Annotated in this window: 24 protein-coding genes, 1 pseudogene and 1 riboswitch; of the genes and pseudogenes, 12 read left to right on the forward strand and 13 right to left on the reverse strand. The window is 55.6% G+C overall.

Annotated features, from left to right (window positions below):
* Positions 1–708, reverse strand: a complete 708-nt coding sequence (locus tag NYE69_RS20940; RefSeq protein ID WP_340927741.1) for an FHA domain-containing protein — start codon at positions 706–708, stop codon at positions 1–3.
* 179 nt (positions 709–887) lie between these two features.
* On the opposite strand from NYE69_RS20940, the gene NYE69_RS20945 reads away from it, so the two are divergent.
* The gene (locus tag NYE69_RS20945; protein WP_340927742.1) at positions 888–4,238 is read left to right on the forward strand and encodes a DEAD/DEAH box helicase; all 3,351 of its coding nucleotides are present in this window, start codon (positions 888–890) and stop codon (positions 4,236–4,238) included.
* 621 nt (positions 4,239–4,859) lie between these two features.
* Here the strand turns inward: NYE69_RS20945 and NYE69_RS20950 are convergent.
* Entirely contained in the window at positions 4,860–5,273 is a 414-nt protein-coding gene (locus NYE69_RS20950) for a discoidin domain-containing protein (RefSeq protein ID WP_340930474.1), read from the reverse strand.
* A gap of 12 nt (positions 5,274–5,285) precedes the next feature.
* A pseudogene (locus NYE69_RS20955) lies at positions 5,286–6,503 on the reverse strand (glycosyl hydrolase family 8); the annotation flags it as partial.
* Between the two features lie 269 nt (positions 6,504–6,772).
* On the opposite strand from NYE69_RS20955, the gene NYE69_RS20960 reads away from it, so the two are divergent.
* A complete protein-coding gene (locus tag NYE69_RS20960) occupies positions 6,773–6,955 on the forward strand; it encodes a hypothetical protein (protein ID WP_155619448.1) in 183 nt (60 codons plus the stop codon).
* Between the two features lie 108 nt (positions 6,956–7,063).
* Here the strand turns inward: NYE69_RS20960 and NYE69_RS20965 are convergent, their stop codons facing one another.
* The 5 genes from NYE69_RS20965 to NYE69_RS20985 all read right to left on the reverse strand — a co-directional run bounded on the left by NYE69_RS20965 (position 7,064) and on the right by NYE69_RS20985 (position 12,843).
* Positions 7,064–8,113 (reverse strand): GerAB/ArcD/ProY family transporter, encoded by a 1,050-nt coding sequence (locus NYE69_RS20965; protein WP_340927747.1) that lies wholly within the window; start codon positions 8,111–8,113, stop codon positions 7,064–7,066.
* A gap of 20 nt (positions 8,114–8,133) precedes the next feature.
* Positions 8,134–9,387, reverse strand: coding sequence for a Ger(x)C family spore germination protein (locus tag NYE69_RS20970; protein ID WP_340927749.1), 1,254 nt, complete (start codon positions 9,385–9,387; stop codon positions 8,134–8,136).
* A 4-nt stretch (positions 9,388–9,391) separates the two neighbouring features.
* On the reverse strand, positions 9,392–10,963 hold the full coding sequence (locus NYE69_RS20975) for a spore germination protein (RefSeq protein WP_340927751.1): 1,572 nt from the start codon (positions 10,961–10,963) through the stop codon (positions 9,392–9,394).
* 132 nt (positions 10,964–11,095) lie between these two features.
* Positions 11,096–12,367: an MFS transporter gene (locus tag NYE69_RS20980; protein WP_316561642.1), complete on the reverse strand. Its 1,272-nt coding sequence runs from the start codon at positions 12,365–12,367 to the stop codon at positions 11,096–11,098.
* The gene (locus NYE69_RS20985) at positions 12,364–12,843 is read right to left on the reverse strand and encodes a MarR family winged helix-turn-helix transcriptional regulator (RefSeq protein ID WP_326045630.1); all 480 of its coding nucleotides are present in this window, start codon (positions 12,841–12,843) and stop codon (positions 12,364–12,366) included. The genes NYE69_RS20980 and NYE69_RS20985 overlap by 4 nt, the downstream gene beginning before the upstream one ends.
* A gap of 171 nt (positions 12,844–13,014) precedes the next feature.
* On the opposite strand from NYE69_RS20985, the gene NYE69_RS20990 reads away from it, so the two are divergent.
* Positions 13,015–13,791 (forward strand): YheC/YheD family protein, encoded by a 777-nt coding sequence (locus tag NYE69_RS20990; protein WP_340927752.1) that lies wholly within the window; start codon positions 13,015–13,017, stop codon positions 13,789–13,791.
* A gap of 62 nt (positions 13,792–13,853) precedes the next feature.
* On the opposite strand, the gene NYE69_RS20995 is transcribed toward NYE69_RS20990, so the two are convergent.
* Together NYE69_RS20995 and NYE69_RS21000 are read right to left on the reverse strand one after the other, a co-directional pair.
* On the reverse strand, positions 13,854–14,930 hold the full coding sequence (locus NYE69_RS20995; protein ID WP_340927754.1) for a glycosyltransferase family 4 protein: 1,077 nt from the start codon (positions 14,928–14,930) through the stop codon (positions 13,854–13,856).
* 94 nt (positions 14,931–15,024) lie between these two features.
* Positions 15,025–15,207 carry a hypothetical protein gene (locus tag NYE69_RS21000; RefSeq protein WP_124331980.1) on the reverse strand — a complete coding sequence of 61 codons (183 nt, stop codon included), beginning with the start codon at positions 15,205–15,207 and terminating at the stop codon, positions 15,025–15,027.
* Positions 15,208–15,408: 201 nt separating this feature from the next.
* On the opposite strand from NYE69_RS21000, the gene NYE69_RS21005 reads away from it, so the two are divergent.
* The 6 genes from NYE69_RS21005 (at position 15,409) to NYE69_RS21030 (ending at position 21,747) form a co-directional block, all read left to right on the forward strand.
* A complete protein-coding gene (locus NYE69_RS21005) occupies positions 15,409–17,214 on the forward strand; it encodes an SgrR family transcriptional regulator (RefSeq protein WP_328273476.1) in 1,806 nt (601 codons plus the stop codon).
* 80 nt (positions 17,215–17,294) lie between these two features.
* The gene (locus tag NYE69_RS21010; protein ID WP_164815282.1) at positions 17,295–18,449 is read left to right on the forward strand and encodes a DUF4062 domain-containing protein; all 1,155 of its coding nucleotides are present in this window, start codon (positions 17,295–17,297) and stop codon (positions 18,447–18,449) included.
* Positions 18,446–18,637, forward strand: coding sequence for a hypothetical protein (locus tag NYE69_RS21015; protein WP_036622564.1), 192 nt, complete (start codon positions 18,446–18,448; stop codon positions 18,635–18,637). Before NYE69_RS21010 ends, NYE69_RS21015 begins: the two co-directional genes overlap by 4 nt.
* A gap of 294 nt (positions 18,638–18,931) precedes the next feature.
* Positions 18,932–19,942, forward strand: a complete 1,011-nt coding sequence (namA, locus tag NYE69_RS21020; protein ID WP_328273477.1) for an NADPH dehydrogenase NamA — start codon at positions 18,932–18,934, stop codon at positions 19,940–19,942.
* A 249-nt stretch (positions 19,943–20,191) separates the two neighbouring features.
* Positions 20,192–20,911: a futalosine hydrolase gene (locus NYE69_RS21025; RefSeq protein WP_340927759.1), complete on the forward strand. Its 720-nt coding sequence runs from the start codon at positions 20,192–20,194 to the stop codon at positions 20,909–20,911.
* Positions 20,908–21,747, forward strand: coding sequence for a 1,4-dihydroxy-6-naphthoate synthase (locus tag NYE69_RS21030; protein WP_340927761.1), 840 nt, complete (start codon positions 20,908–20,910; stop codon positions 21,745–21,747). Before NYE69_RS21025 ends, NYE69_RS21030 begins: the two co-directional genes overlap by 4 nt.
* A 116-nt stretch (positions 21,748–21,863) precedes the next feature.
* Here NYE69_RS21030 and NYE69_RS21035 read toward each other — a convergent pair whose 3' ends face one another.
* The 3 genes from NYE69_RS21035 to NYE69_RS21045 form a co-directional block, all read right to left on the reverse strand.
* A complete protein-coding gene (locus tag NYE69_RS21035) occupies positions 21,864–22,748 on the reverse strand; it encodes a radical SAM/SPASM domain-containing protein (RefSeq protein WP_036622556.1) in 885 nt (294 codons plus the stop codon).
* A 480-nt stretch (positions 22,749–23,228) separates the two neighbouring features.
* Entirely contained in the window at positions 23,229–23,645 is a 417-nt protein-coding gene (gene fosB, locus NYE69_RS21040; RefSeq protein WP_036622554.1) for a metallothiol transferase FosB, read from the reverse strand.
* 83 nt (positions 23,646–23,728) lie between these two features.
* A complete protein-coding gene (locus NYE69_RS21045; protein ID WP_340927762.1) occupies positions 23,729–24,889 on the reverse strand; it encodes a DUF4183 domain-containing protein in 1,161 nt (386 codons plus the stop codon).
* 358 nt (positions 24,890–25,247) lie between these two features.
* Here NYE69_RS21045 and NYE69_RS21050 point away from each other — a divergent pair, with 358 nt between their 5' ends.
* The 3 genes from NYE69_RS21050 to crcB (NYE69_RS21060) all read left to right on the forward strand — a co-directional run bounded on the left by NYE69_RS21050 (position 25,248) and on the right by crcB (NYE69_RS21060) (position 26,573).
* On the forward strand, positions 25,248–25,661 hold the full coding sequence (locus tag NYE69_RS21050) for a DUF4183 domain-containing protein (protein WP_036622552.1): 414 nt from the start codon (positions 25,248–25,250) through the stop codon (positions 25,659–25,661).
* 57 nt (positions 25,662–25,718) lie between these two features.
* Positions 25,719–25,779: riboswitch (Fluoride riboswitch) on the forward strand.
* A gap of 33 nt (positions 25,780–25,812) precedes the next feature.
* A complete protein-coding gene (gene crcB, locus NYE69_RS21055) occupies positions 25,813–26,211 on the forward strand; it encodes a fluoride efflux transporter CrcB (protein ID WP_340927765.1) in 399 nt (132 codons plus the stop codon).
* Complete coding sequence (crcB, locus tag NYE69_RS21060; protein ID WP_328271920.1) at positions 26,208–26,573, forward strand: fluoride efflux transporter CrcB; 366 nt, start codon at positions 26,208–26,210, stop codon at positions 26,571–26,573. The genes crcB (NYE69_RS21055) and crcB (NYE69_RS21060) overlap by 4 nt, the downstream gene beginning before the upstream one ends.
* Positions 26,574–26,620: the final 47 nt, after the last annotated feature.

Consider the following 26,620-nt stretch of genomic DNA (forward strand, 5'->3'; position numbering starts at 1 on the left):
TCATGACTCCTTCTCCAAAATATAGCCGTTGCCCCGGACCGCACTGATCTGGAACGTATCCCTGCCGAACTTTTTGCGGATGCGGTAGATCAGCGTGCTTAATTCGTCCATCGTGACGTCCGGCAGGCCGTCCGGGCCGCTTTGCCGGTCATACCAAACCCGCTGTTTGATCGCCGGGATCGCCACCAGACGATTGGGATGCTCATGGAGCAATTGAAGCAGCAAAAACTCCCGTTCCGACATCGAAATTTTTGCGCCGCCCACGATGCATTCCCGTTTTTCCCAATAAATCACGACATCCTCGCCCTCCGTCTCTTGCCCGTGCAGCAGATCATCCGGCGGTTCGAATTCCAGTGTCTGCTCCCCCGGCGAATACGAAAAATGCAGCACGCCTGTTCCTCTTGCCAGCTTGAGGATATCGTTCGTTTCCAGCATATAGGGAGCATTCGGAATCATCCGCACCCCGTTCAGCTCCGTTCCGTGACGGCTGCCGCGGTCGTACGCCACGACCCGGTCCCCCTCTTTGCGCAGGGTCAAATGCTTGCGGGAAATGAAAATATTCGTGAACGCCAGATCCGGGGCGCTCCCGGAGGAGGCGCGGCCGATCTCCATAACGTTCTGGCATAAATTTACGCACGATCCGGGGCGGAACGGCTCCCCCCGAAGAATATAAATACAGGCGAAAGTATCCAGCCCTGCTCCCTCCATTCCATGCAACATCATCATCTTATCTTAATTTGCGGGCGGGCAACATGGCAACCCGGCTGACAATATGCTGACAGTTGACTGATACCGTTTGCGGGCGGAAATGCCGAGCGTTTTTCCGATGGTCCCTTTTCTGTTATCATAATGGGAGATCATTGTCGAACGGAGAAAGGAAATAAACCATGAGCTTTCAACTAACGCAGCGTGTGATTAAATTGTTGTGCGGACGTATTTCTTACGAGCGCGGAGAGGCCTATTACCGGGCCGGAAAAGTAACCTTTCAGCAAATCGACCATGCCTCCCGCGTCTACGCAGCGGATGTGTCGGGAACGGGCCTGTATCACGTATCGGTGCAGATCGATCAACACGGGGACGTCCACGCGGAGTGCAATTGTCCGGCTTTTTATACCTATACCAATTACTGCAAGCATATCGCGGCGGTGCTGCTGGGCGTGCACGATCTGCAGCAAAACGGCAAGCCCCCGGTGCGGTCTTATCCTTCCCTGCTGCATACGGGACTTGAGGAGGACGAGCGATATGGGGAGCGCGGGGCGGGCGATGTTTTGGGCGGCACAGGAAATGACTCTTCCCAAGCGCGTCCGGTTGAAATTTCTTCCCGGGACATCTGGATCGCCCGCGACATGATGCATTTGTTCGAGGACAACACGAAGCAGCCGCTGCGCGCTGGAACCCGCTTCGATGCAAGAACGCCGCTGCAGGCCGTTTTTACGCTGCGTCCCGTACCTTACGGGTACCGGAAGTATATGTTTGGGCTGGAGATGAAAGTCGGGGAGAAACGGCCTTATATCGTCAAAAACATCCGGGACTTTCTCGATAAAGCAGGCCGGCGCGAACCGTTCGTCTTTTCCAAGCATTTCTGCTACGATCCGGACCGCCACAGTTTTCTGCCGGCCGACGAGCAGCTGCTGCAGCAGCTCATTGAAATTAACCGCAACGAGCGGATGTACACGGAAACCTTGGGCGGTTATATGCCTGCCAAGAAATACGGGAACGGGGACCGGCTGCTGCCGATCCCGCCGTTTTTTTGGGACCGCGTGCTGCCTCTGCTGACGGAAGCCCCGGCTGCCGAGCTGGAGCAAGATGGACAAACCTGGCCCCGCCTGGCGGTTTCCGATGAACCGCTGCCGCTGCAATTTGAGCTGGGCGAAGCCGGGGACAACCACTTTCATTTTGCCGTCCGCGGTCTTGACGATTGCATTGTTTTGGAAGATTACGGGGTCATTCTGACCGCAGGCAAAATCATAAAAAAGCCGGCGGCGGAGTGCCGGCGTCTGGCGGAAATCAAACATCTGCTGGCGACGGCCCGCAAGCAGCGGATCATCGTTCAGCCGGAGCAGATCGAGCCATTTGCGGAAAAAGTATTGCCCGGACTGGCCAAGCTCGGCAAAATCGAAATCGAGGACAACGTTGCCGGACGGATGGTCCGCACGCAGCTTAAAGCCAAGCTGTATCTGGACCGGGTGAAGGATCGCCTGCTCGCCGGACTGGAGTTCCAATACGGGGACATTATTTTTAACCCCCTGGAAGAACATGGCCCCAAGCGGGGAACCGACCTGATTTTGCTGCGGGACAGCGAAAAGGAACGGCAAATTCTCGAGCTGATGGAAGCAAGCTCGTTCGCGAAAACGGAAAGCGGCTATTTTCTGGACAACGAAGAAGCGGAATATGAGTTTCTGTACCATGTCGTGCCCGAGCTTGAGAAGCTGCTTGAAATTTATGCCACCTCGGCCGTGAAGGTTAGGCTCCTGTCCGACCTGCGGCCGCCCAAAATTTCCGTGGAGCTGGACGAGCGTACGGACTGGCTGGAGTTCCGCTTTGACATGGACGGGATCAATGAATCGGAAATTCGCGGCTTGCTGCTGGCTATCGAAGAAAAAAGACGCTACTACCGCCTTCCGAACGGAGCGTTGATGCCGCTGGAAAGCGCCGAATTCCAGGAAATCGTCAAATTTATGAACGAGTTCGGCATTCGCCGGAATGAAATTAAAGGCAGCGAATTCCGTTTGCCGGTCAGCCGCGGGATTCACCTCCAGGAGCAGACGGAGCCGGGAAGCCCGATCAAGCTTGGCAAATCGCTGCGGAAGCTGCTCCATAACCTGCGGAATCCGGATCATCTGGACTTCCCGGTTCCGGCGCAGCTCTCCGGCGTTTTGCGGGATTACCAGGCTTACGGTTACCAGTGGTTAAAGACACTGGCCCATTACCGTTTCGGCGGGATCTTGGCCGACGATATGGGCCTCGGCAAAACGGTGCAATCAATCGCTTTCATCGTATCGGTGCTCCCGGAGATCGCCGCGTCCGGGCAGTCGGCTTTGATCGTCTCGCCCGCTTCCTTGATATACAACTGGAAAAACGAACTGGAGAAGTTTACTCCCGAAATCAAGGCGGTGATCGCCGACGGCAGCAAAGCCGAACGGGTGAGGGCGCTCAGGGAAGCGGCCGAAGCCGATGTGATCATCACCTCCTATCCCCTGCTGCGCCGGGACATCGAGCAATTTGCCGAACTGTCGTTCCATACGCTTATTTTGGACGAAGCGCAAAGCTTTAAAAACTATGCCAGCCAAACCGCGCAAGCGGTCAAAAGCCTTCAGGCGCGGCACCGGTTTGCCTTGACGGGGACGCCGATCGAAAATTCGCTGGAGGAGTTATGGTCGATTTTCAGCGCCGTGTTCCCGGAGCTTTTCCCGAGCCGCCAAGCGTTTAACGAGCTGTCCCGGGATACGATCGCAAAGCGGATTCGCCCGTTTCTGCTGCGCCGCGTAAAAACCGACGTGCTAAAGGAGCTGCCGGAAAAAATCGAGTCATTGCAGGCGACCGAACTGCTGCCTGAACAGAAGAAGCTGTACGTGGCCTATTTGGCCAAGCTGCAGCAGGAAACGTTAAAGCATTTAAACGAGGATGCCTTCCAGAAAAACCGCATCCGCATTTTGGCCGGACTCACGCGGCTGCGCCAGCTATGCTGCCATCCCGCCCTGTTCGTCGACGGTTACGAAGGCGGCTCGGCCAAATTCGAGCAGTTGATGGAAATGGTGGAGGAATGCCAAGGCGCCGGAAAACGCGTGCTGATCTTCTCGCAGTTTACGGAAATGCTGGGGCTCATCGGCCGCGAATTGGGATACCGGGGACTGCCGTTTTTCTATCTGGACGGGAAAACCCCCGCTTCCGAACGGGTCGAGCTCTGCACCCGGTTTAATGAAGGCGAGCGCGATCTGTTCCTGATTTCGCTGAAAGCGGGCGGTACCGGCCTGAATCTGACCGGCGCGGACACCGTCATTTTGTACGATTTGTGGTGGAACCCCGCGGTGGAGGAGCAGGCCGCCGACCGCGCCCACCGGATCGGGCAAAAAAACATCGTGCAGGTGATCCGCCTGGTAGCGCAAGGGACGGTCGAAGACAAAATGTACGAGCTTCAGCAGAAGAAAAAGAACCTCGTGGAGGAAGTGCTGAAGCCTGGCGAGGAATCGTTCTCGGCGCTCACCGAGCAGGAAATCCGGGAAATTCTGATGATATGAAAAAACCCGCCGTAGAATTCACTCCGGCGGGTTTTTCATGTGCAAATCCATGCTTTTGGCGTAGAGAGGTGAAGTAGGAACTTGGGTAGCTTACGTTGCGCAGCTTACGTTGCGCAGCTTATGTTGAGCAGCCTATGCTGAGCAGCCTATGCTGAGCAGCCTATGTTACCGGAAATAAGGGCAATTTATGTCGCTATTTTCGAGATTCACCTCTCCTGCGGAAAATAGCGGAACTTTTGGTCCTTATTTGAAGATCAAGCTTGGAAAACAGCGCCTTTTACCCCCATCTGTCTAGAATAGCGACAAAAAAATCCTCTATTTATGCTATTCTCCCTTTTTTGCAGAATATAAGGACATTTTATGCCGTTATTTCCGCGGACTCCCGGACAACGGAACAGCCGGCCAGCGTGAGTGGCCAGGGGCCAGCGACCAGCCGTCAGTGGCCAACGGCCAGAGGCTGACGGCTGGTCGCTGGCTGTCAGCGGTCAGCGCTCAGCGGCCAGCCGTCACCAGTCACCAGTCACCAGTCACCAGTCACCAGTCACCAGTCACCAGTCACCAGTCACCAGTCACCAGTCACCAGTCACCAGTCACCAGTCACCAGCGATTATCCTTGCCGCGCTACTGCCCGGCAACCTCAAACTCGTATAGCGAATAGCCGTATGGGGTTCCCCGCTCGATCCCGTACATTCTTACGTATCTGGCCGGCTTGGAGTCCAGCGGGATTTCGTCCACGCCCCCGTCTCCGCTTGTCGCCGTGTAGACGTCCGTCCAGTGCTCGGGATCGCCGTTGTCGGTGGATACCTGGATTTTATACTGTGTCGCATAGGCATCTTCCCAGCGCAGCTTGACCCCGGTAATTTGCCGGACCGATCCCAGGTCCACGTAGATCCATTCCGGGTCGCTGCCTTCGCGGCTGGCCCATCTCGTCATTTGATTGCCGTCGACCGCTTGGGCCGGCTCGAATCCCACGCCCTCCACGGAGCTGGACACCGCCGGCTTGTTTAAGGCCAGATTGGGCGCCGCAGGCGGCACGGTCTGGGCCTCCGGTTTCCACCAGTTGCCGGAAAGGAACAGCATGTTCAGCAAATTGTAGGTGTCGCTGAAATAGTCCTCTTTCTGATCGATCATCCAATCCCACCCGGCGTTAACCCATGCCTGATTGGCGCTGGAGGCCGTTCCCGCCGAGATGAGCGGAGCGGCAAACACCGCCGTGGCGTAGTCCCCGACCGCCGAGCCGTCCAGCTTGTACCCGTTTTTGATCCCTGCGGGCGATCCCCCGGTCTTGCTTTGAATCCAGGCCGCCAGCTTGTCCGCGATCGCTTTGCCCCGCGTGTCCCCGTACAAGGCGTAATCCATCACGACGCGCAGCGGAACCCGGCTTGCATTATAGTAATACAGGTTGGTTTCCTTGAACTCGTCCAAATACCATTCCGGCGCCGGCTTGGGCGGATTCCCCACCACAAAATCCGAGATCAGCCCGGTGTTTGGCGAATAAGCTTCGCTGAATTGCCGGTACACATTGTATAAACTATCGATGACGTGAATCCAGGTTTCATCCTCCGTCACTTCGTAAAAAGCCCGAAGATGGCTGAACATCCAGTCCGAAGGGCGCGTGTTGAGAGCGTCTTTGGCATCCCAATCGCCCAGGTTCAAGCGGTAGGTCTTGGTCACGTAGCTGGTTTTGATGCCGTCCGTGATCATTTTTTTCGCTTCCTGCAAATAGTTGACCGGTCCGCCCGATCCCCATTGATTGTGAGCGAGAATAAGCGAGTAAGCGATGTCGAGATCGCCGTCGGTGGCCGAACCGAAATGCCCTTGCGCGGCCGGATCGTCCGCCACGACCCAGCCCATCAGGTTGGGATTGCCCGAGCTTTTGTAAGCCCTTGCCGTTTTAAACAAACCGTCGTAAATCGTCCGGGCTTCGGGATCGTAGCCGGCCATCAGCGCGGTAATGATCATCCCGTACCCTTGACCTTCGGAAGAACCTAATGCGGTAAAGCCGTCCGGATCACCCGTGATGTCTCCTTTCACGTAATACCCGCCGGGCAATGATTTTAAGTCGTGTTTGAGGTATTTCGCTTTCCAGTAGTCGTAATACTCCGCCACGGCTTGGTTCATCTCCGTTTGCGTCACGTGATTCGGCTTAACGATGCCCGGGTAGCTGACCTGCTGCGGAAAAGGTTTTAATTCCCCGGCAGCGCTCGCCCGTTGCTCCAGGCCGAACCATCCCGCCGAAGCGAACATGGTCATGCAAAGCACCATTACGCATAACTTTTGCAGCTTTAAAGCAGGTATTGCGGCTTTCCTTGTCAAACGCATCATCATTCCTCCTCGAATCGAAAGTGTAAATCATGGCTTACGTTTTCGGTTGTCGGATATGAATAGCAAGGATGTCCTTAATTGTATTTTATTACAATTGGACATGAAGTTAAAGCAAGACGGAAAGCGAAAATGTTTGTAATTGCGCGGATCGGGAAACGATAAATAAGGCAAACTACCATTAACAGAGTAAAACAACAAGGAGGAACAGCATGGAACAGCACAACGGGCAGCATTCCCGCGACGAAGCCAAACTTCGCAATAAAATCGACCCCGCCGGTGACTCTATGGCCGAGCAAAAGAAAATGAAAAGCGGTGTGGACATCGAACCGGAAGCCGACGAATGGGTGGCCAAACCGGCGCCGTTTGCCGACACCGATTCCGCAAAACAATAAATCGCCGATAACGATCCGCTTTGGCCGCTGGCCATAGCGGATTTTTTTAGAATATCGCCGGACGTTTTTCTTACCGCTGCGGACTTTTTTTGCGCTTGATCAGCATCGTCATGAACAGCAGCGCCGGGCCAATATTTGAATCAGCGGATACCACTTCAGCACGACATCGATGCCGACCCATAAATGATGCGAAAAATTCGGAGAGGACAACGAGGCGCCAAAAATGGCTATACCCACCGGAAAAATCCACTTATTATAAGCAATCCCCGTAATGCGGAAACATCCCTTTACAGCGCCGATATAAAACAGCAGCAATTTTGTCCCAAGCCCGATGAACAAAACAATGACAAACAGCACATCCATTCTCTCGAACACTTCAACCAACTCGATCAGTTGAACGACCTGCAGCAAGGGAAAAGTTACCGCATTCGCCAGTTTGGGGCCAAGCACGAGAACGTTCATTTGGTTGACGAGGAGGAGAAAAGCGGCAGTGGCCGCATAGGCGAGCAAAATCGGTTTGCGCGCTTTCCGCCCCGTTTTCAGCCCCGGAAAAAACACCAGAAACAGCACCGTTTGAGCAAACGGGAAAGCAATGATGTTCGGGACTTCTCGCCAAACGGGCTTTAAGCCGTTTTCCAATATGGGGAGCATATTTTCAAAGTGCATTAGCCCCACGCCCCCGATCATCGAAATGAGGATCATATAACTCAAAACGACGAACGGAAACAACACAAGAGTACAAAGAAACACGACCCGAAGGCCGTACCTGACGCTGTTGGCTACGATGGCGATCCCGATGAGCATAATGACCACCAGCGGGGTTCGGTTCAGAAGCACGAAAGAGGCCAATTCGCCCAAATCGCGTAAATTACGCGAGGCTTCATAAGCAAAATAAACGACGAACAAGGCGGAAAGCAGCGAACCCGCCGTTTTCCCCCAATATTTTCGGCACAACTCGAATAGATCGAGGTCCGGATCACGGCGGTAAATAGCCCAGTACATCAATAAAAGGAAGAAGCCGGCACCGGCCGCCATGGCCATGGCGGCCCACACATCCTGCCCGGCTTTACCGCCGATTTGGAACAGCGTGGTGCTCCCGACTTCAAACAAAACAAATCCGCTAATCAATTCGGCGATTCCGTACTTCTCCTGCTTCATGATTCTGCCTTCCTCCTGCTTCATCCGCCATGAGGACCATTTTTGTTGGACAGCTGTTTAAACGATTTCTTCAATAAGCCGGGACGCTCGACTTTTACCGTCACATGTACTTCCAGTTCGATCTTGGCGAGCTCCTCGTCCCAATGGCCCTTTATCCGTTTCCAGGTTTCAGGATCCTTCCGGTGGATTTTTCCGGCAAATCCCGGCAAATCGACGCGCATTTTTTGCGCGGCTTCCCAACCCGTATTTACCGTGTCGATAATCGTGGCGCCAACTTCCCGCTCGATCGCTTGTATCGTCTCAGGATTAAACGGGTCGCCGCCGCACATGTATTCCAGCAAGTTTCCGCTGGCTTGAATGTTAACCTTCATTTTATAATGATCTCCCGCCTTGACGGGTATGACATTCGTTTTCGCTCGATTAATGAGCAGGGAGCCCTCATTTTTGCCATTAGTTTCGGTCCCCGGGCAAGCAAATGACAGAGTACTGCCCTTTACCTGATCGGTAAGCCAGGCAATGCCGTAACTCTGCGCCCGGTTCAGCCATCCCGCCAGCCGATCGCCTTTGAATACTCCCAGCCGCACGATTTTCATTTTAACGGGAGGAGAGGTGGTTTTGTTGATATCCAGGGATTCCAAAGGCTTTTCGCTGCCTTCCGGAACGCTTACAACCGGAACGCCGGCCGCCCGCGAGTCGGACGAAATTTTTTGCGCCAGTTGAAACAAGTTAATGACTGGAAAATAGGAAGAATTGTTTTGCTGCTTGCGCATAATATCCGCCAGGGCGCTGCCCGGAATTTTCTCCGGAGGCACCATATTTCTCAAAATATCCGAAGCCTTGCGATCCGTTACGGCAACCAGCACAGTTTCACGCGCTTCGACATTGCGGAAGTATAAATCTAAAATTTGGTTTATCCCCGTTTCCGCCGCCTCTTTGCCAATGACCGTAATTTCTGTATGACCGAAGTAAAGCCGGCGCGGGTTCTCCACATACCCTAAAGCGGCCGCTTCCCGAATCGTCTTGCCTTTCGTCGTAAACACGGACACGCTGGGCTGGGAGCCGCCGCCGCCGGTGCCCCCTCCCTGGCTTGCCCCCGTGGCGGAGGGAACGACAATCTGATAGGATATTTCCCAATCGTTTCCGGACCGGTCAAACCCCGTGGCTACGGTGATGCCTAGCTCATTCAGTTCTGTACGATTCCAGCATCCGGTTGCAGTAAGACATAGGACCGCTGCAGCGCAGCACAACAAAAACATCCGCATATTGACGCTCATTCCCCTACTTTTTAATCAGCCCGTCGTTCGGTACGGAGCCTTGTCTTGTTTTGTTGTCTTCATTGATGTACGCCGGACGCTGCTTCATCTTCGGCCAGGGCGCCCGAATAAAGACATCCTTCATATTTGCAAAGCTTAAAGGGGCGATCGGCAATAAATAAGGGACCCCAAACGATCTTAAGGAGACCAGGTGCATCAGGAGCGGGATCAGGCCGGCCAAAATGCCGTACAATCCAAACGTTCCGGCCAAGAGCATTAATCCGAAGCGGATTAGTCTGACCGCGGACGACATGCCGAACGTAGGGATGACAAAATTGGAGATGGCCGTAAACGACACGATGATGACCATCGCGGCGGATACCAAACCGGCTTGCACCGCAGCTTGCCCCAATACAAGCGCGCCGACGATCGAAATCGCCGACCCGACCACCCGCGGCATACGAACCCCGGCTTCGCGGATGACTTCAAACGTGATTTCCATCAGCAAGGCCTCAAACAGGGCCGGCAAGGGCGTGCCTTCACGCTGCGCCGCCAGACTGATCAGCATCGTGGTCGGCAGCATTTCCGGATGAAAGGTGGTCACGGCGATATATAAGGAAGGAAGCAGCATGGCGACTAAAAAGGAAAGCAGGCGGATCCAACGCAAAAAGGTCGAAATATCGTAACGTTGATAATAATCTTCGCTGGACAGGAAAAACTTGAAAAACGTGACCGGGCAAATCAGCACAAACGGGCTGCCATCGACCAGAATGACAACCTGTCCCTCCAATAAACATCCTGCCGCGGCGTCGGGACGTTCTGTGTTCATAATCGTCGGAAACGGAGTGAAGGCTTTATCCTGAATAAATTCTTCGATATAGCCGCCTTCCAAAATACTGTCCGTATGAATGGCATCAAGGCGGTTAAATACCTCTTGAAGCACAGCGGGATTGGCAACTCCCTCGATATAAGCGACGACAACCTCCGTTTGCGTATACGTCCCCACCGTTCTGCTTTCGAAACGCAAATCGGGGGACCTGATTTTTCGTCTCAGCAAAGCCATATTCGTGGACATCTCCTCGGTAAATCCTTCCTTTGGCCCGCGAATGACGGTCTGGGTCGAAGGCTCTTCGACCGATCTGCGCGGTCCCCCCGATATGGGGGCAACGATGGCGCCTTCCGTCCCGTCGATAATGATCGCGGCCGAACCGGTCAATAAGGAGGAGATCAGATCGCTGCCGCTGGTAATCCGCTTTACGTTTCCGGTACTGATTTGTTCGGCGATCGGCCGGTGCTGATAGTCCCGATCCGCAGCAAAAAAACGCTTGTCCAAATCGTCGATCAATTCGCTTAAAAGCATTTGATCAATAAGCCCGCCAACATAACAGATAGCGATGTCCTCTCCTTCCGGACCGCGGTTTTGCAGCCGGCGAATGACGACGTCGGAGCTGCCCCCCATTTTTGAGCGGAGATAAGCAAGCGTACCGGATAATGAGCCGCCCAAGCCATCGCTTAATCTTTGACCCATTTCCCGATCCGCAGGGGCCGTGGCTCTCCCCCGGCTTCCTTTTCGTAGATTTCGGCCTAGTTTCCTCATAACGCGCCTCCAACCCGTGAACTAACAGTAATATGGCCTATATCCATAATTTGTATTCGATTCAAGGAAAGCCAAAAAGAGCGGGGCACAAAGGTCATTCCTTTGCGCCCCGCTCTTGTCAATAATGTTTTTTTAGTTTTCGCTTGCCCGCTCAAGTTTATCGTTCAATGGTTTCGAGGTTGCCCTAGCTTGCCCGCTCCGCGCCGCCGCCATGACCAGCAAATAAATGACCATGAACATGCCCATAAACCCGGCGGAATACCGGTACATTACGGCGTAATCCGTAGCGGAAGCGATCGCTCCCAGAATAACCGATCCGATCGCAACGCCGAAATCGGTGGAATTGTAAAACATGCTGTTGGCCGCACCGTATTGCTCGGGCGAGCTGCTTCGGATCATCCAGGCCTGTAGCGTCGGCTGAATCGCGCCAAAGCCAAGCCCGTACAGCAATGCCGACAAAATCAGCATGCCCAGCGACGTTGTGAACGATAGGATCACCATGCTGGCGATCACCGACACGGCGGCGGGCAAAAGAACGGCGGCATGTCCCCTGCTGTCGAAGATGCGGCCGGAGATCGGGCGGATAATGACGATCGTAAAGGCGTTAAACAGGAAAAACAGGCCAACCTGGGACAAATGGACAAACTCTCCGTAAAGCGCGATAAAGCTGAGCAACCCGCTGTAGGTAATCGCCAATACAACATTTAAAAAAGCGGGGAACAAGAGCTTGCGGTTGAAGCCGCGGGTTATCTTGCCTTCGCCTTCCTTTCGGCCGCCGGACGCCTCCTCTTGATTAACCTTGCCCGCTGCTTGGCCGCGGGATGCGGGCGGCAGCGCCCGGGTCAGCAGCAAAAGCGGAATCATGATCACCACCGCTGCCGAACCGGCCAGCGTCAATGTGCCGAATCCAAACAGCCCCATCACGTTAAGTCCGATCATCGGGCCAACCGACATCGCCAAGCTGGTGGACAAACCGAAATACCCGATGCCTTCCCCCATCCGCCGGACCGGTATGATTTGCGAAACGAGCGTCGGCAGAATCGTGCTGGCGATCCCGAAGCCGACCCCGTATCCGGCCCTGACGATCAGCAGCCCCCCGACGGAACCGGCCAGGCTGTTCAGCGCAGTCGTGGCCGCCGCAATGGCCAGGCCGATGAACAACAAGCTGTTCGAAGACATTCTTTTTAACAATGCCGCCGCCAAAAAGCGCGTAACGATGGCGGAAGCCGCAAACACGCTGGTCACCAGACTGACCTGCAAATCTGTGGCGGCCAATTCGTTTTTGACGTAAGCCGAAAATGAAGACAGCAGCATATGCAAATTTAAAAACAGCAAAAAAGTAGAGATCGTTAACGAAATAAACGACCTCGTCCACAATGGCTCGGATTGAATTGATGCTTTCATCTCTGATTTCTCCCACTCTCTATCTGATTGTGCTCCAGCTGCCCGGAAATGTGCGCGTTGACCCGCTCCAGCAAATTCAGCAGCATGAGGTACTCCGCTTCGGACATGCAGCGCTTCACCTCTTCCGTGACCCCTTGCTCCAGCGCGATTGTTTCCCGGATTAACGCCCTGCCGCGCTCCGTACTGAACACCGCAAAGGAGCGGCGGTCCTGCTTTCCGGTCTGCTTGTAGATTAAGCCCTTGCTTTCCAATAAATCGAGGATGCGCGTGGTCGTAGGCTTGTCTTTGCCGCAGCGGTCGGCGATTTCTTTTTGAATCAAACCCTCGGATTGGTCGATCTGATTAAGCACGGACCACTGCTCCGGGGTAATGTCGTACTCCTTCAAACGATGCTGCAGCAATGACGCGATTTTCCGGTAGGTCACGCCCATAATGAAGCCGACCGCCAAGTCGGCCCCGCGTTGATCTGCCTCCATCCGCAATACTTCCCTTTCCGCAAATTAGTTGTTATAACAATTATATTATAGCTAACTTTTTTTGTCAAAGCCGCCGCCAGATTTTTTCCGCTGCATAGGTCATTATCCTTTCCTTTCGGACATAGCCGCGAATACACTGCCAGTAAAACGCCGCAAAGGGGAATTTAATCCATGAAACCAGGCCGGCATCCGCGCCATGTAATCAGCAAATGGAAAAAAAACAAAGCGCTCCTGGCAAACAAAAAACTAAGGCCCTTCCTGCCGGAGATGCGCAAGTTCAGTCGGGCCAACCTGTTTAACATGCTTAAGAAGCACAAAATGGTGTACGTCAAACCGGTTAACGGCTCCTTCGGAAAAGGAGTGATGAGAGTGGAGCTGAAACCGGCGGCAAGCGCCGCCCCGTACCGGTACCAGCTCGAAACCAAGGCCCGTTCCTTCAAGACTTTCGACGAACTTTACGCGTCTATCCAACAGCATAAACGAAAAGGGGACTACCTCGTTCAACAAGGCATTCACCTGCTCACCTACCAAAACCGCACGTTTGATCTGCGGGTCATGGTCCAAAAAACGCCGCAAAAAGTCTGGAAAACCACCGGTTACATCGGTAGGCTGGCCCACCCTAAAAAAATCGTCACCAACTATCATAGCGACGGCACGCTAATGCCTGTGGAAAAACTGTTTTCCCCCCATATGAAAGGCCCTAAAATCAAGGCATATTGCACAGACTTGCAAGACCTTGGCGAAGACGTCGCCAACCACCTTCATAAGGTTTTTCCCGGGATCCGCGAAATCGGCGCGGATATTGCCGTCGACCAAAAGCTGCGTCCCTGGATCCTCGAAGTCAATACATCGCCGGACCCGTATATATTCAGGAAGTTAAAGGACAAAAACATATTCCGCACGGTCATCCGCTATTCCCGTGCGAACGGAAAAGTTCAGCACAAATAGCACTAATCCAAAAACGCGGAGGATTGCCGCATGATGCCTGCAGCAATCCTCCGCCCGTGTTTTCAGGATACATACCGGTTATAAATCTTCATCAGGTTCGCGGCCGTCTGGTTCCAGCCGAACTTGCTTACCGCATCGCGTCTGGCCTGTTTGGACATTTTTGCAGCCGCTTCCGGATGTTTCGCCAACTGTAAAATCCACTTGGCATGCTCCCGGGGGTCCGAATAGGGCTTCACCAAATAACCGTTGTGGCCATGCCCTACGATCTCCCCGATGCCCCCGATATTGGAGGCCACGACAGGCAGCCCGGAGGCCATCGCCTCCACATTGACGAGGCCGAACGCTTCGTGCTCTTGAGAAGGACAAGCAAAGCAGTCGGCCTGGCGGAAATAACGGTCGATCTGCCGATGCGGAACCTTCCCCACAAAGCGGACGGGCACCCGATGCTTGCCGGCCAAGCGGCGCAGCTCCCGCAAATACCCGGCTTTTCCTCCTCCGACGACCGTCAGGCTCGCTCCGGCGCATTCCCGCCGCACCAGTTCGATGGCTTTGATCAGAACGGGGACTCCTTTGCGGGGGATGACCCTTCCGGCAAACAGCACCCGGAATTGACCCGGAGCGACTGTTCGCCGGGCCGGCGGTTTAAAACGCTCGGTATCGACTCCCAGGTGCACCGTATATATTTTGCCCGCCAACCGGGTAAAGCGCTCCGACAATTTCGCTTTCAGCGAATTGCTGTTGGCGACGATGAGATCGGGTTTGGCGATGCTGGCAGCCACCGCGGACGTATTTCTCACAAAAGTTAATGAATGAAGGAACAGGGAGACCGGCGTGCGCGGAAAAGCGGCTTTGATTTTGGCCGCGTAATGGGGCCGGTTGTCGACCTGAATCAGGTCATAGTTCCTGCCTTTTAAATAATTCAGCACGGAAGCGATATATCGGTTCGGACTGCCCGAAGGCACGCGGACGATCGTTAATTTGCCGGTGCGGCTCACCGGCGGCAAGCCTTTCGACTGTCTGCTGAGGATCGTAACGGTATGGCGGGCGGCCAGCTCTTTGGCGATCGCCAGCATGCAAATTTCCACCGATCCGTTCCCCGGAACCGGAATCTGCTCGGGCGCAACCATTAAAATGTTCATTTTATCCTCCTTACGCATAGGATCAGATGGCTTATTCACCATATGCGTCCGGAGCTCTGGTTGCTGCGGGGCAAAGGCCGAATTTAGAGTTCTATCATTTGACCATTTGAAAAAAAGAACGAAGCGTCTTCACCCACGCGTTTTGCGCCCTTTTGCCCTTGCCGCACCGTTCCCGAATGATCTTGACGTCTATATGCCAAGCTTCGTAAAGCTTGCTTTTTGTTTCATGAAATTGTTTCAGCTCCCGCTCCCTGCGGTAAAATTCATCGAAACTCATGCGTATGACCTCCTTACGGCTTCCCGTTTGATTCTAGCTGTTTAAACTGCTCTCATTATCCGCTTTAAAAGCAGGAAGAAAAAGTGTACACTATTGCCAAAGCACTTCCCCTTTTAGGGAAACAAGCGGGACATGTCCGGGAATTACGGTTCTTTGTACTTGCAAGCATCAAGATAATATCCGCTGTGGAGGCGATCGCATATGTTAACGGCAGAACGTTATGTAACTTTGCTTAATCATTTTTCCGGGCCGGAATCGACGGAAATGCGGGAAGTGGAGGTGGCGCTGGAGGATTTGACGGAGCTGTTTCACTGCACCGAGCGAAACGTCAAGCTGATTATCCGCAAGCTGCAGGAAGAAGAGCTGATCGAGTGGCATCCCGGCCGGGGCCGCGGCCACCGTTCCCGGCTCGTTTTCCGCATCGGCCGGCCCGCTTTTCTCCTGCAGCTGGCGCAAACTCTGGCGCAAAAGGGGGAATACCGGGAGGCGTTTGAGTTCCTCAATCAGCACGAGGAGGATAAGCCGGTGGTGGAGCAGTTTATTTTATGGATGAACGAGCAATTCGGGATCGAGCAACTCGCCGCCGGCCAAAGCTGCAGGGACATTTTCCGGCTGCCTGTTTACAAGAAGCCGATGACGCTCGATCCGGCCAACCTGTTTTACGGGTTCGACTCGCATTTGGTCCGGCAATTGTTCGACCGGCTGGTCCAATTCGACGGAACGCTTGGCGAAGTCGTGCCGATGATCGCGCACCATTGGGAGCATAACGAAAACGGTGACGAATGGACGTTCCACCTGCGTAAAGGCGTCCGTTTTCACCACGGCAAAGAGCTGACCGCGGAAGACGTCATGTTTACCTTCGGCCGCCTGAAAGACGGTTCGGCCAACCTCTGGCTGTTGGCTACCGTGGAACGGATGGAGGCGCCTGACCCGAGAACGGTCAAATTTTTCCTGACCCAGCCGAACTGGCTGTTCCCCCGCCTCCTCTGTTCATCCTGCGCTTCCCTTCTTCCCTCCGACCTGCTCGGCCGGGATGAGCAAGCTTTTTGGACGCAGCCGAGCGGCACGGGCCCTTTTCGCCTGACGCACTGGAGCGACAGCCGGATGGAGCTGGAGGTGAACCCGGCGTATTTTCTCGGCAGAGCTTATCTGGACGGCGTGACCCTCGTGTTCCTGCCCGACAACATCCCGAATTCCTCCAGAATCAAATGGGAGCAGATTATCGGAGGCGATACCCGCATTCCCGATCGTGCCGGAACGGATTGGGAACGGATCGAGAAGCTTTGCAAAGGATGCAGCCTGATCAACTGGAACCGCAACAAAAAGGGGCCCCAGCAGTCGCTGGCTTTCCGCCAGGCGGTCAATCTGATCATTGACCGTCCCGGCATGCTCGCGCATACCGGAAAACCGGGATACCCGGCCCGCAGTTTCCGCCCTACCGAAGATGCCGCGCTTGGCATCCACCGCCACGATCCCGCGGCGGCCCGGCAGCTGCTGGAGGAGTCCGGATACGACGGCACCCCAATCCGTCTTATCGCCAATTATCTGGACCGCGATGAAGCGGAATGGATCCGGTGGCAATGCGCCACGATCGGAATTCCTGTGGAAATCCGCTATGCGGATAAATCGAATATGGCCAACACGGCCGATCTTTCCCAGGAAGCGGACTGCGTTTTGTCCTGCCTTGTTTTCGCCGAAGATGAAGTTTGCGAGTTGGAATGCTATTTGATGGATAACAGCTTCCTGCGCCGGACTATGCCCCCGGAACTGACCCGCTGGGTGTTCGGCATGGTGTCCGAGGTGCTGGCTTCCTCCTCCGCGGAACGGCGCCAGGCTTTGCTTCGGCAAATCGAATTCCGGCTGCAGGAAGAGGCGCAGGTGATGTTTTTGGTTCATCAAAAGCTGCACACTTACGTCCACCCGTCGATTCGGGGGCTCGCGATCAACAATCTCGGCTGGATGGATTTTAAGGACATCTGGCTGACCTCTGCGCTGCCGGCGGGATAAAACGGTGATGTCCAATTCCGCCAAGCTGGGGTATAATGGAAGAAAATGCTGGAAATACCGATCCGGGAGTGTATTTAGCCGTGGCGAAAACAAAGGTGTTCATTAGCTCCGTGAACGAAGACGGGTTGAAGCCTCTCCGCAAAACCGCGTTCCGGGAACTGGCCGCTATGGGGCATGAGCCGGTCATGTGGGAGGAGAATCTCGGTCCGTGGCCGGCCGGAACCGATCCTGTGCTACGCTGCCTCGAGGCGGTGGAGGAATGCGACATTTATCTGTTGTTTATCGGCAGCAAAGCCGGGACCTATGAGCCCGATGCCGATCGAACGGTCACTCATCTCGAATTCATCAAAGCGTTTGAAGCCGGGAAAACGATTCTCGTCTTTGGCGACGTACAGCTTAAATCGCTGTTTTTCGGCAGCGTCAAGCCGCTGCTTGAACCGTTCATCGACCGGTTTATCGCCAAGGAAGAACGTTTTCCGAGCTCCAGGCAAATGATGGATATCCTTGCTGCCGAGCCCGGCCTGCCTCATCATATCGATCCTTACATATGGCTGCTGCTTTACGACATCGCCATACGCAAAATATACATTGACGATCTTTCGCTGGGCGTTCCGATCGATTGGCGCGGGTATTTCAGCGACCTGCTCAGGCGCGGCGCTTTGCTGCTGCCGCTGGAGCCGTCAATTGAGCAGAACAGCGAGCGTCTGGAACAGTTCGATCATGCGTTCGAGCTGATCAGCGGCCTGCTTCCGCAGCTGGAAATCGGCGGCCTGCGGGAGCCGGAGGCGTTTCTTCAGAGACTCATCTCCCCTTTTGAAGGCGGAATGATCGCACACCGTTACGGACAGTATATAGCCGAGCAGGTCGGTTACTACAAGGATTGCAGCGCGGCCACGCTATACGTCCGGTCGGACGACAGGCTAAAGGCCGTGGCTCAGGCCGGCGAGGCGAACGGACCGGCTGAATACACCCTCGACAACAACGGCTCCTACGCCGTGTTGACCTACCATTTGGGGAACCAGCAGGAGCAGGTTTTTTTCACGGAATCGAAAAGCATGTTCTATTACTGCATCCGCTCGGGAGAATATGTGCTGACACTGCACTTCCCGGCCGACCCGTCTTGGGACTACAGGAAATTCATCCGCTACAAAGAGAGCGCCAATCATGCTATAATGAGTAAAAATCCGGTCATCATCCAATTTGTCAAACTATGTTTAGGAGGGATGCCGTCTTGAGTCGCGGCGTATTCGTATCCAAAAACGGAGTCGTCTCCAAAGCCATCGGTTTTCAGCCGAAGGAAGCGCTGCTGTTTGCCCCTTCGGATAAAAATTCCTCCCAAATTTTGCGCGATCAGCGCTCGGCGATGAAACGCAACAACAAACAAATCAAGGACCGTTTTGCCCAGGCCAGCAAAAAGGCTTGAGCTTTCCAAATCGATTCCAAATCGCAAACCGCTTTGTTCCGGACTGCAAAAATGCCGGACGAAGCGGTTTTTAGCGTTTAGGGCGGCTGCGGCGGCGGAGTTCCCCCTGATGCGAGAACAACTTCAGCATGAAAGTCCGGAAAATATCCTGAGCGGCATCTCCTTGAGCTCCCGTTTATTTTTAAGTATTAAAAAGTATACTATACAACAAAAATGTGCGTACTTGTAACTCGGTATGGCATGAATTACGATAGAATAGGTGGGTTTTTTAAAAAATATAAAGGAGTGGTTATCATGAGCGCCAAACTGTTTTCCCCATGGACGGTAAAGCAAGTTACTTTAAAAAATAGGATCGTCATGTCTCCTATGTGCATGTATTCTTCCTCGAACCAGGACGGAAAAATCGCCGACTGGCACCGGGTTCACTACGCCAGCCGGGCCGTCGGCGGCGTCGGACTCATTATCGTGGAAGCGACCGCCGTCGCCCCCGAAGGACGGATTAGCTATGACGACCTCGGCATCTGGAGCGACGAGCATATCGCCGGGCTGAAGGAACTCGCGGACCTTGTTCACCAAAACGGCGCCAAGATCGGGATTCAGCTCGCGCACGCCGGCAGAAAAGCGGTGCTGGACGAGACGATCGTCGCTCCGTCGGCCATCCCGTTCCCGGACATGAAAGTGCCAAAAGCCGCTGACGCCGGCGATATCCGGCGGATCGTCGAAGGCTTCCGGGATGGGGCGCGCCGGGCGAAGGAAGCCGGGTTCGATGTGATCGAAATCCACGGCGCTCACGGCTACCTGATCCACGAATTCCTCTCCCCGGTTTCGAACCATCGGGAAGATGAATACGGCGGCGACGCAAACGGCCGCTACCGCCTGCTCGGCGAAGTGATCGACGCGGTGAAAAGCGTATGGGACGGCCCGCTGTTCGTGCGGGTTTCGGCCAATGAATACGCCCCGGAAGGCAACTCGCTAGATCAATATATCGATTATGCCCGGCGAATGAAGGAACAGGGCGTCGATTTGATCGACTGCAGCTCCGGCGGGCTCGTGCCGGCGCCGATCGACGTGTTCCCCGGCTATCAGGTAAATCTGGCGGATCAAATCCGCGCCCAGGCAGCCGTTGCTACCGGGGCGGTCGGCTTGATCAACAGCCCGCTCCAAGCGGAAGAAATTATCGGGAACGGCCGCGCCGACCTTGTGTTCCTCGGCCGCGAATTGCTGCGCAATCCTTATTGGCCTTACGAAGCGGCCAAGGAACTGCGCACGACGCTGGAGCGTCCCGTTCAATACCAGAGAGCCTGACCGCCGCCGGGGAGTGATAAAATCCGCTTTTCTAAAACCGGACCTTGAGCTTTTGTACGCAGGTTTGCGTAGGCTCAAGGTCCGGTTTTTGCCGCCTCGGCCCCGGCCGGTACGGCCGCTGCCAAGCGCTGCAGTTGCTCCGCGGATCGGCCCTGAATTCGGCGGGCCTGGCCGAGCCCCGCTTGGATTTCCCGGGACGGAGCTATATAATTTGAAGAGTGAGTTTGGTTAAGGAGTTGTCAAGCTGTTATGAACCTTTCTGATTCAATACATCGTCCCGGACTCGCCCCGGCCGGCACTGCTTCGTTTCGTGCGCCGAAGCGCGTCCTGATCATGACGGCGGTGGAGGCGGAGCGGGATGCCGTGCAACGCGGGCTGGGCGGACATGCCGGGGCCGAGGTGCGGCTCGCCGGCGTTGGCCCGGCAGCGGCCGCCGCGGCCACGGCGGCAGCGCTCGCTGCGGCTGGCGGCGAATTCGAGCTCGTCATCAGCGCGGGCATCGGCGGCGGATTTCACGGGGTCGCCGAGGTCGGTTCGCTGGTCGTCGCCAGCGAAATCATCGCCGCCGATCTGGGCGCGGAAACGCCGGACGGCTTTGCGAGCGTGGACGAGCTCGGCTTCGGCTCCGCGCGGATCGCGGTGGAACGCCGCCTTGCCGCCCGCTGGGCGGACGCCCTTGCCGCTGCCGGGCTTCCGGCCTATTACGGGCCGGTCCTGACGCTGTCGACCGCGACCGGTACGGCAGAAACGGCCGAAGCGCTGCGGGCCCGCTTCCCCGGCGCGGGAGCCGAAGCGATGGAAGGCTACGGCGTCGCCGAAGCGGCGCGCCAGTTCGGCCTTCCGTCGCTGGAGCTGCGGGCCATTTCCAACGCGGTCGGCCCGCGCCGGCGCGAGCTGTGGAAAATCGGCGACGCCCTGCAGGCGCTGGAACAAGCCTGCTCAATACTACCGGAGGTGCTGCAATCATGAACATCGCTTTTTCCCCTTGTCCCAACGATACTTTCGTTTTTCACGCCTGGGTGCACGGACTGATCCCCGGCGCGCCCGAGCTGGACGTGACTTATGCGGATATCGACATAACGAACGGCCTTGCGGCATCCGGCCGCAGACCGGATGTGCTTAAAGTTTCCTACGCGGCTCTGCCTTGGCTGCTGGACGAATATGCGCTGCTGCCCTGCGGCGGCGCTTTGGGACGCGGCTGCGGGCCGCTTGTCCTGACCGCCGGAACGGCTGGCGGCACGGACGAGGCGTCCGCCCTGTCCGGACGCCGGGTGGCGGTCCCGAGCGAACGCTCGACCGCCTATCTGCTGTTCCGCCTGTGGGCGGCACAGCATGTCCCGGGCGGCGTCGGCGAAATCATCGTCATGCCGTTTGACGAGATCATGCCGGCGGTGCAGCGCGGCGATATCGACGCCGGGCTGGTCATTCACGAAGCCCGGTTCACCTATCAGAACTACGGGCTCAAGATGCTTCAAGATCTGGGCAGCTGGTGGGAATCCGATACGGGGCTGCCGATTCCGCTGGGCGCCATCATCGCCCGCCGCTCGCTTGACCTGGCGGCCCTCGCCCGCTGGACGCGGGAATCCGTCGAATACGCCTGGGCGCATCCTGAAGCTTCCGCCGATTACGTGATGAGCCACGCGCAGGAAATGTCGCCGGAAGTGACGCAGGCGCACATCAACCTGTACGTCAACCGCTACACGGCGGAGCTGGGCGAAGACGGCTATGCCGCCGTAACCGCCTTGCTCGACCGCGCCGCGGCCGAAGGGCTCGTCCCGAAGGTGGACCCCGCGAAACTGAGATAAAAGCCCCGGCCACTTGGCGGATATGCTAATTATGCGTCGACCCTACCCCAATCTACTCAAAAAGGAGCCGTACTGGCTCCTTTCATTTTCCCCTTCTCTCTTATTGAGTCCGGCTCCTAAGCTCCACCGCCAAAACGCTGGCGGTACCCGCATTTCCGGCACAGTTCTTCCACCGCTGTCCGGCGCGAAAAACCTTCGTACAACCGGTTGGCCCGTTCTCCTTCGATAATTTCCGAAAACGGGGTTTTGTACACGTTGCCTAAATTGATCACCCCTTCGCCGTCGAGGCAGCAAGGGATTACCGTACCGTCGACCAAAATCCCCGCCTGATTGCGGAGCGCATGGCAAAAGCCCTTGCCGTCGTCCTCCTGCGCTTTTAAATCCGGCCAGGCGAATTCGTGGTCCTGATTCAAGTAAATCCGCTCGGCCAATTGAACTCCGCTGCCGGGTACGACTTTCTCCTCGATGCGGTAGTCCAGGCCAAATTCTTTTTCGATGATCTCCAAAGTCTCGCGGTTGCGCTTGCGCTGCAAGTTCGTTTCGTTATCCTTCGTCAAGTTCCAGAGCCGGAACGAAACGATCAGATCGGACGAAGCGACGGCCTCCCGGACGAAGGACAAAATGGAGTACAAATAACCCTCCCGGTCCGCGGAGCCTTCATGCCCGTCAAAGCTGTGCAGCGAAAAATTCATCTGACGCAGCGCCGGCTTGCCGAGCAGCTTACCCTTAACCTTCGGAATCAATGTGCCGTTGGTCGTGATGTTTACCTGAAATCCTTTTTCGTGGCTGATGTCCAGGAGCCGGTCGATTTTAGGATGCAGCAGCGGCTCCCCTTTAACGTGGAAATAAATGTAATCCGTATGAGGTTTAATGTCGTCCAAAATTTTGCTGAAGTCTTCCGTTTTGATAAACTGCGCGTTGCGGTGCGTCGGCGGACAAAAGCTGCACGCCAAATTGCAAATGCTGGTCGTTTCGATATAAAACTTTTTGAACTTTTTCATGTACTTGAGCCTACTTCACTTTGATTTAGTATTCGGGATTTGTCCGCACTAGTTGTATTAAATCCGACAAGATACATTTTCTCGCCACCACATTCTAACGGTTGCCACAGCCGCTATTTGCTCCAATATCGCCGTTTTCGAATTCTAACGGTTGCCATAGCGCTTATTTAGCTAAAACCCGGATATTTGGAATCAGATTTGAGCAGATAACTGCGCTCACAACCGTTAAAATTTAGAAAGGGGCTTTTTTGGCAAAATAGCGACTAATACAACCGTTAGATTTCTGGCGTGATCTCAAATGAAATAGCGGGCTAGGTGTACCAGAGATTTTGTGTAGGCGTTAATGCAACGCCAGTGTAGAAAAGGTTTTTTTTCGGAAAATAGCTGCTGCTATAACCATTAAATTTCCGGGCTTGTCTTTATTCTAGCTGATACGGGGCAAAAGCCCAACAAAAAATGCTCTAAAGCCGCCGAAGCTTTTCAGTAAAAGGTCATGTGGCTTTTTTCCGCCCGGTAGTAGTCGAGACGATCCGCCAGCGTTCCCGTATGGAATTCAAACAGATGCCCGTCGGGATCGAAAAAATAAATCGATTTTTTGTCCCGCACATCCCTCTCGCGCCCCGGCAGCACTTCTACGCTCAATTGCCGCAGCTTGTCCAGAACAGCGTCAAAATCCGTTTCTTCGATCGTAAACGCGATATGCGTGTATGTACGGTTCTCTTTGTCCCGGGGGATGTCTTCTTGATTCAAAGCGATCCATAAACCGTGTAAATCGAAATAGGCGAGTTTCCTCCCTTTCACGACCATTTTTGCGTCAAATACCTGTTCATAAAAAGCAATCGACCGCTCCAGATCGGCTACCGAAAAGCAGAAATGGTTAATTCCCTTAATATCCATTGGGCTCCTCCCAGCAAAAATTAGGGGCAAGGCCATAACGCCTCGCCCTTTATGCGGCACGCATTATGTGATAAAAATGATTTTCAGATTATGGCTTGGGCCGTAATCTGCACGATTTCGATAATAATCGGCGTCCCCGCCAATATCATATCCTGACCGAGCAAAAGCGTCAAAGCCTGGGGGGACAGCGTATACAGGCTGCCTTCCTGCATTACGCCGTTTATATACAAATTGGCATATGATTCGCTGCCAAGCCCGGAAAATGCGGCCGGCGGATTTCCCTGGTCATCCGTAAACTCGCTCGCCGGGACGGTGACATCCCCTTGTAAATTAGCAGGAGGAAAATAAAAGTAGCGGAACACGGTAGGCGTTACCTGAATCGCGCCGCCGGGAGGTCCGGGGGGGCCAGGAGGCCCCTCGGGGCCTTGCGGGCCTATCGGCCCCTGCGGACCCGCTTCTCCCACCGGCCCTGGATCTCCCGCTGGCCCTTGCGGACCCACTGGCCCCTGTGGCCCCGCTTCTCCCGCCGGCCCTTGCGGTCCCACTGGCCCCTGTGGCCCCGCTTCTCCCGCCGGCCCTTGCGGTCCCACCGGCCCCTGGGGACCCGCTTCTCCCGCCGGCCCTTGCGGACCCACTGCCCCCTGTGGTCCAGCTTCTCCCGCTGGCCCTTGCGGTCCCACCGGCCCCTGGGGACCCACTTCTCCCGCCGGCCCTTGTGGACCCACTGGCCCCACCGGCCCTGGATCCCCCGCCGGCCCTTGCGGACCCACTTGCCCCGGCGGACCTGGATCGCCCGCTAGCCCTTGCGGTCCCACCGGCCCCTGGGGACCCGCTTCTCCCATAGGTCCCTGCGGACCCGCCAGACCGTACGCCCCCGCTTCTCCCATAGGTCCCTGCGGCCCCGCCAGACCGTACGCCCCCGCCTCTCCCACAGGTCCCTGCGGACCCACCAGACCGTACGCCCCCGCTTCTCCCACGGGTCCCCGCGGGCCCTCCAGACCGCGCGGTCCCGCTTCTCCCGCCGGTCCCTGCGGACCCACCGGCCCGATCGTTCCCGGTGGCCCGAGAGCTCCATGCGGTCCCGTCGGCCCTGCATTTCCCGCGGGACCCGGTCCCCCCGGAGCGCCTGCCGGGCCATTCGCCCCCGGCAAACCGGGGACGCCGGAGCCGCCGGAGCCGCCTCCCGCTCCCGGGCGTTCCATTTGCCCGTGGCGCTCATGAAGCAGATGCTCTATCCGCCGCATCCGTTTCCAGCATATGATAAGACGGCCGCGCAATCTCCGGTTTTGTGCACGCAGAGCATAATATGCGGCGGCCCTCTTTTTGCGGCTTCTCGTGCCTCTCTTTCTTTTTCCCCCTGGGGCACACTTTCCTTTCCCCACTTGCCATTCCTCCCACACGGAAATGCTGTATTGTGCCTCGTTATTCGCCTGCATTATCATATGTGCTTTCGTGTAGAGGCGAAATAGACAAATATCCTGCTCCCCCGCAAAAAATTACATATTTTGCCGATGAAGATGCGCCGCTTCTATTAAGTCAACCTGAACATTATATGTGATATATCGAGTCTCTCGATAACATTCTAGATTAGGAGGTAATACCATGCCGGTAGTAAAACCCGTCTTTACCGCGACAGCAACCGCTCCGGTTGCATCGGGCGGAGCTATCACCACGACGGTTTCCCCGACCGTCACCCGCTTTTTCGCCACGATTACGGCCGCAATGATCGGAGCCACGGACATCACCATTCCCGCCGGGAGTTTCGTCGATGACACGGACACGGCCGTCACCGCTTTGCCCGCCTTGACCGGGAGCGACTTCTTTAACGTGTATGTCAACGGCGTGATCCAGCAGCAGTCACTGTCCACGTTGACGACGGCAAGCCTGGTTTTGGCCACGACGGATATCAGCGCAGGCGTTCCCGTTCAATTGGAAGTCAACAGCTTCGGCGATGTCACGTCCACGATTACGACGCAGCCCACAATCTCCGCCCCCACGATTACCATTACCACTTAAAGCGGTCATTTAAAGTGTAATATTGACTCCCCGCGTTCCATCGACTAAAATGGACCCAGTATTAAAGGCGATGGAGTTCGCCTGAACCGCTCCCCGAGCTAATGACTCCTACCAGCAGCTGCTGGTAGGAGTCTGTCTATTTTTTAGGAGGATGATCGCTTTGAATGTAATCGCGCTGATGATCGGCGGGCTTTTCGGTTCGCTGCTGCGTTATGGACTGGGGTTATGGATTCCCGCTGTCGGCTCCTTTCCCCTCTCTACCGTCGTTATTAACCTGTCCGGCTGCTTGTTTCTTGGGTGGTTTTTTACCGCCGCACCGCTGCGGAAGATTCCTTCCCACCTGCGCCTTGGCCTGGGAACAGGCTTTACCGGAGCATTTACGACCTTCTCCACCTTTTCCGTGCAGACCTTGGAAGCACTAAGCTCCAGCCGTCCCGGAACGGCGGCCGCTTACGCGCTGGCGAACGTGATCGGCGGCCTGTTCATGGCCGGGCTCGGCGTGCGGATCGCCGGAAAGAACCGCCGCCGTCAAGGGGAAGGTGCGGCATGATCGGCATCTTGGGCGTTGGCGCAGGCGGCATATTGGGGACGCTTCTGCGGTATTATCTGGGAAAATGGATATCCGGCAAAATGGGTGCCGGATTCCCGTACGGGACCTGGGCGATTAACCTTAGCGGTTCCTTCCTCCTCGGTCTTTTGTCAGCTTTACATACCCGTCACGGTATCCCTGAATGGAGCTGGCTCATGTTCGGGGTCGGCTTTTGCGGAGCTTATACGACTTTTTCCACATTCGGTTACGAAACGATCGGCCTGATCGAGCAAGGGCGGAAGCGAAACGCCGCCGTTTACGTCATATCCTCCGTTTTGCTGGGCGTTCTGTTTGCCTGGCTGGGCAATATGTGCATCCGTTAGGTCAACAAGCCGGCAAACTCACGGACAGTCAACCTTTCCCGCCGCTG

This window comes from Paenibacillus sp. FSL R5-0527 (assembly GCF_038008055.1).
GTDB lineage: Bacteria > Bacillota > Bacilli > Paenibacillales > Paenibacillaceae > Fontibacillus > Fontibacillus macerans.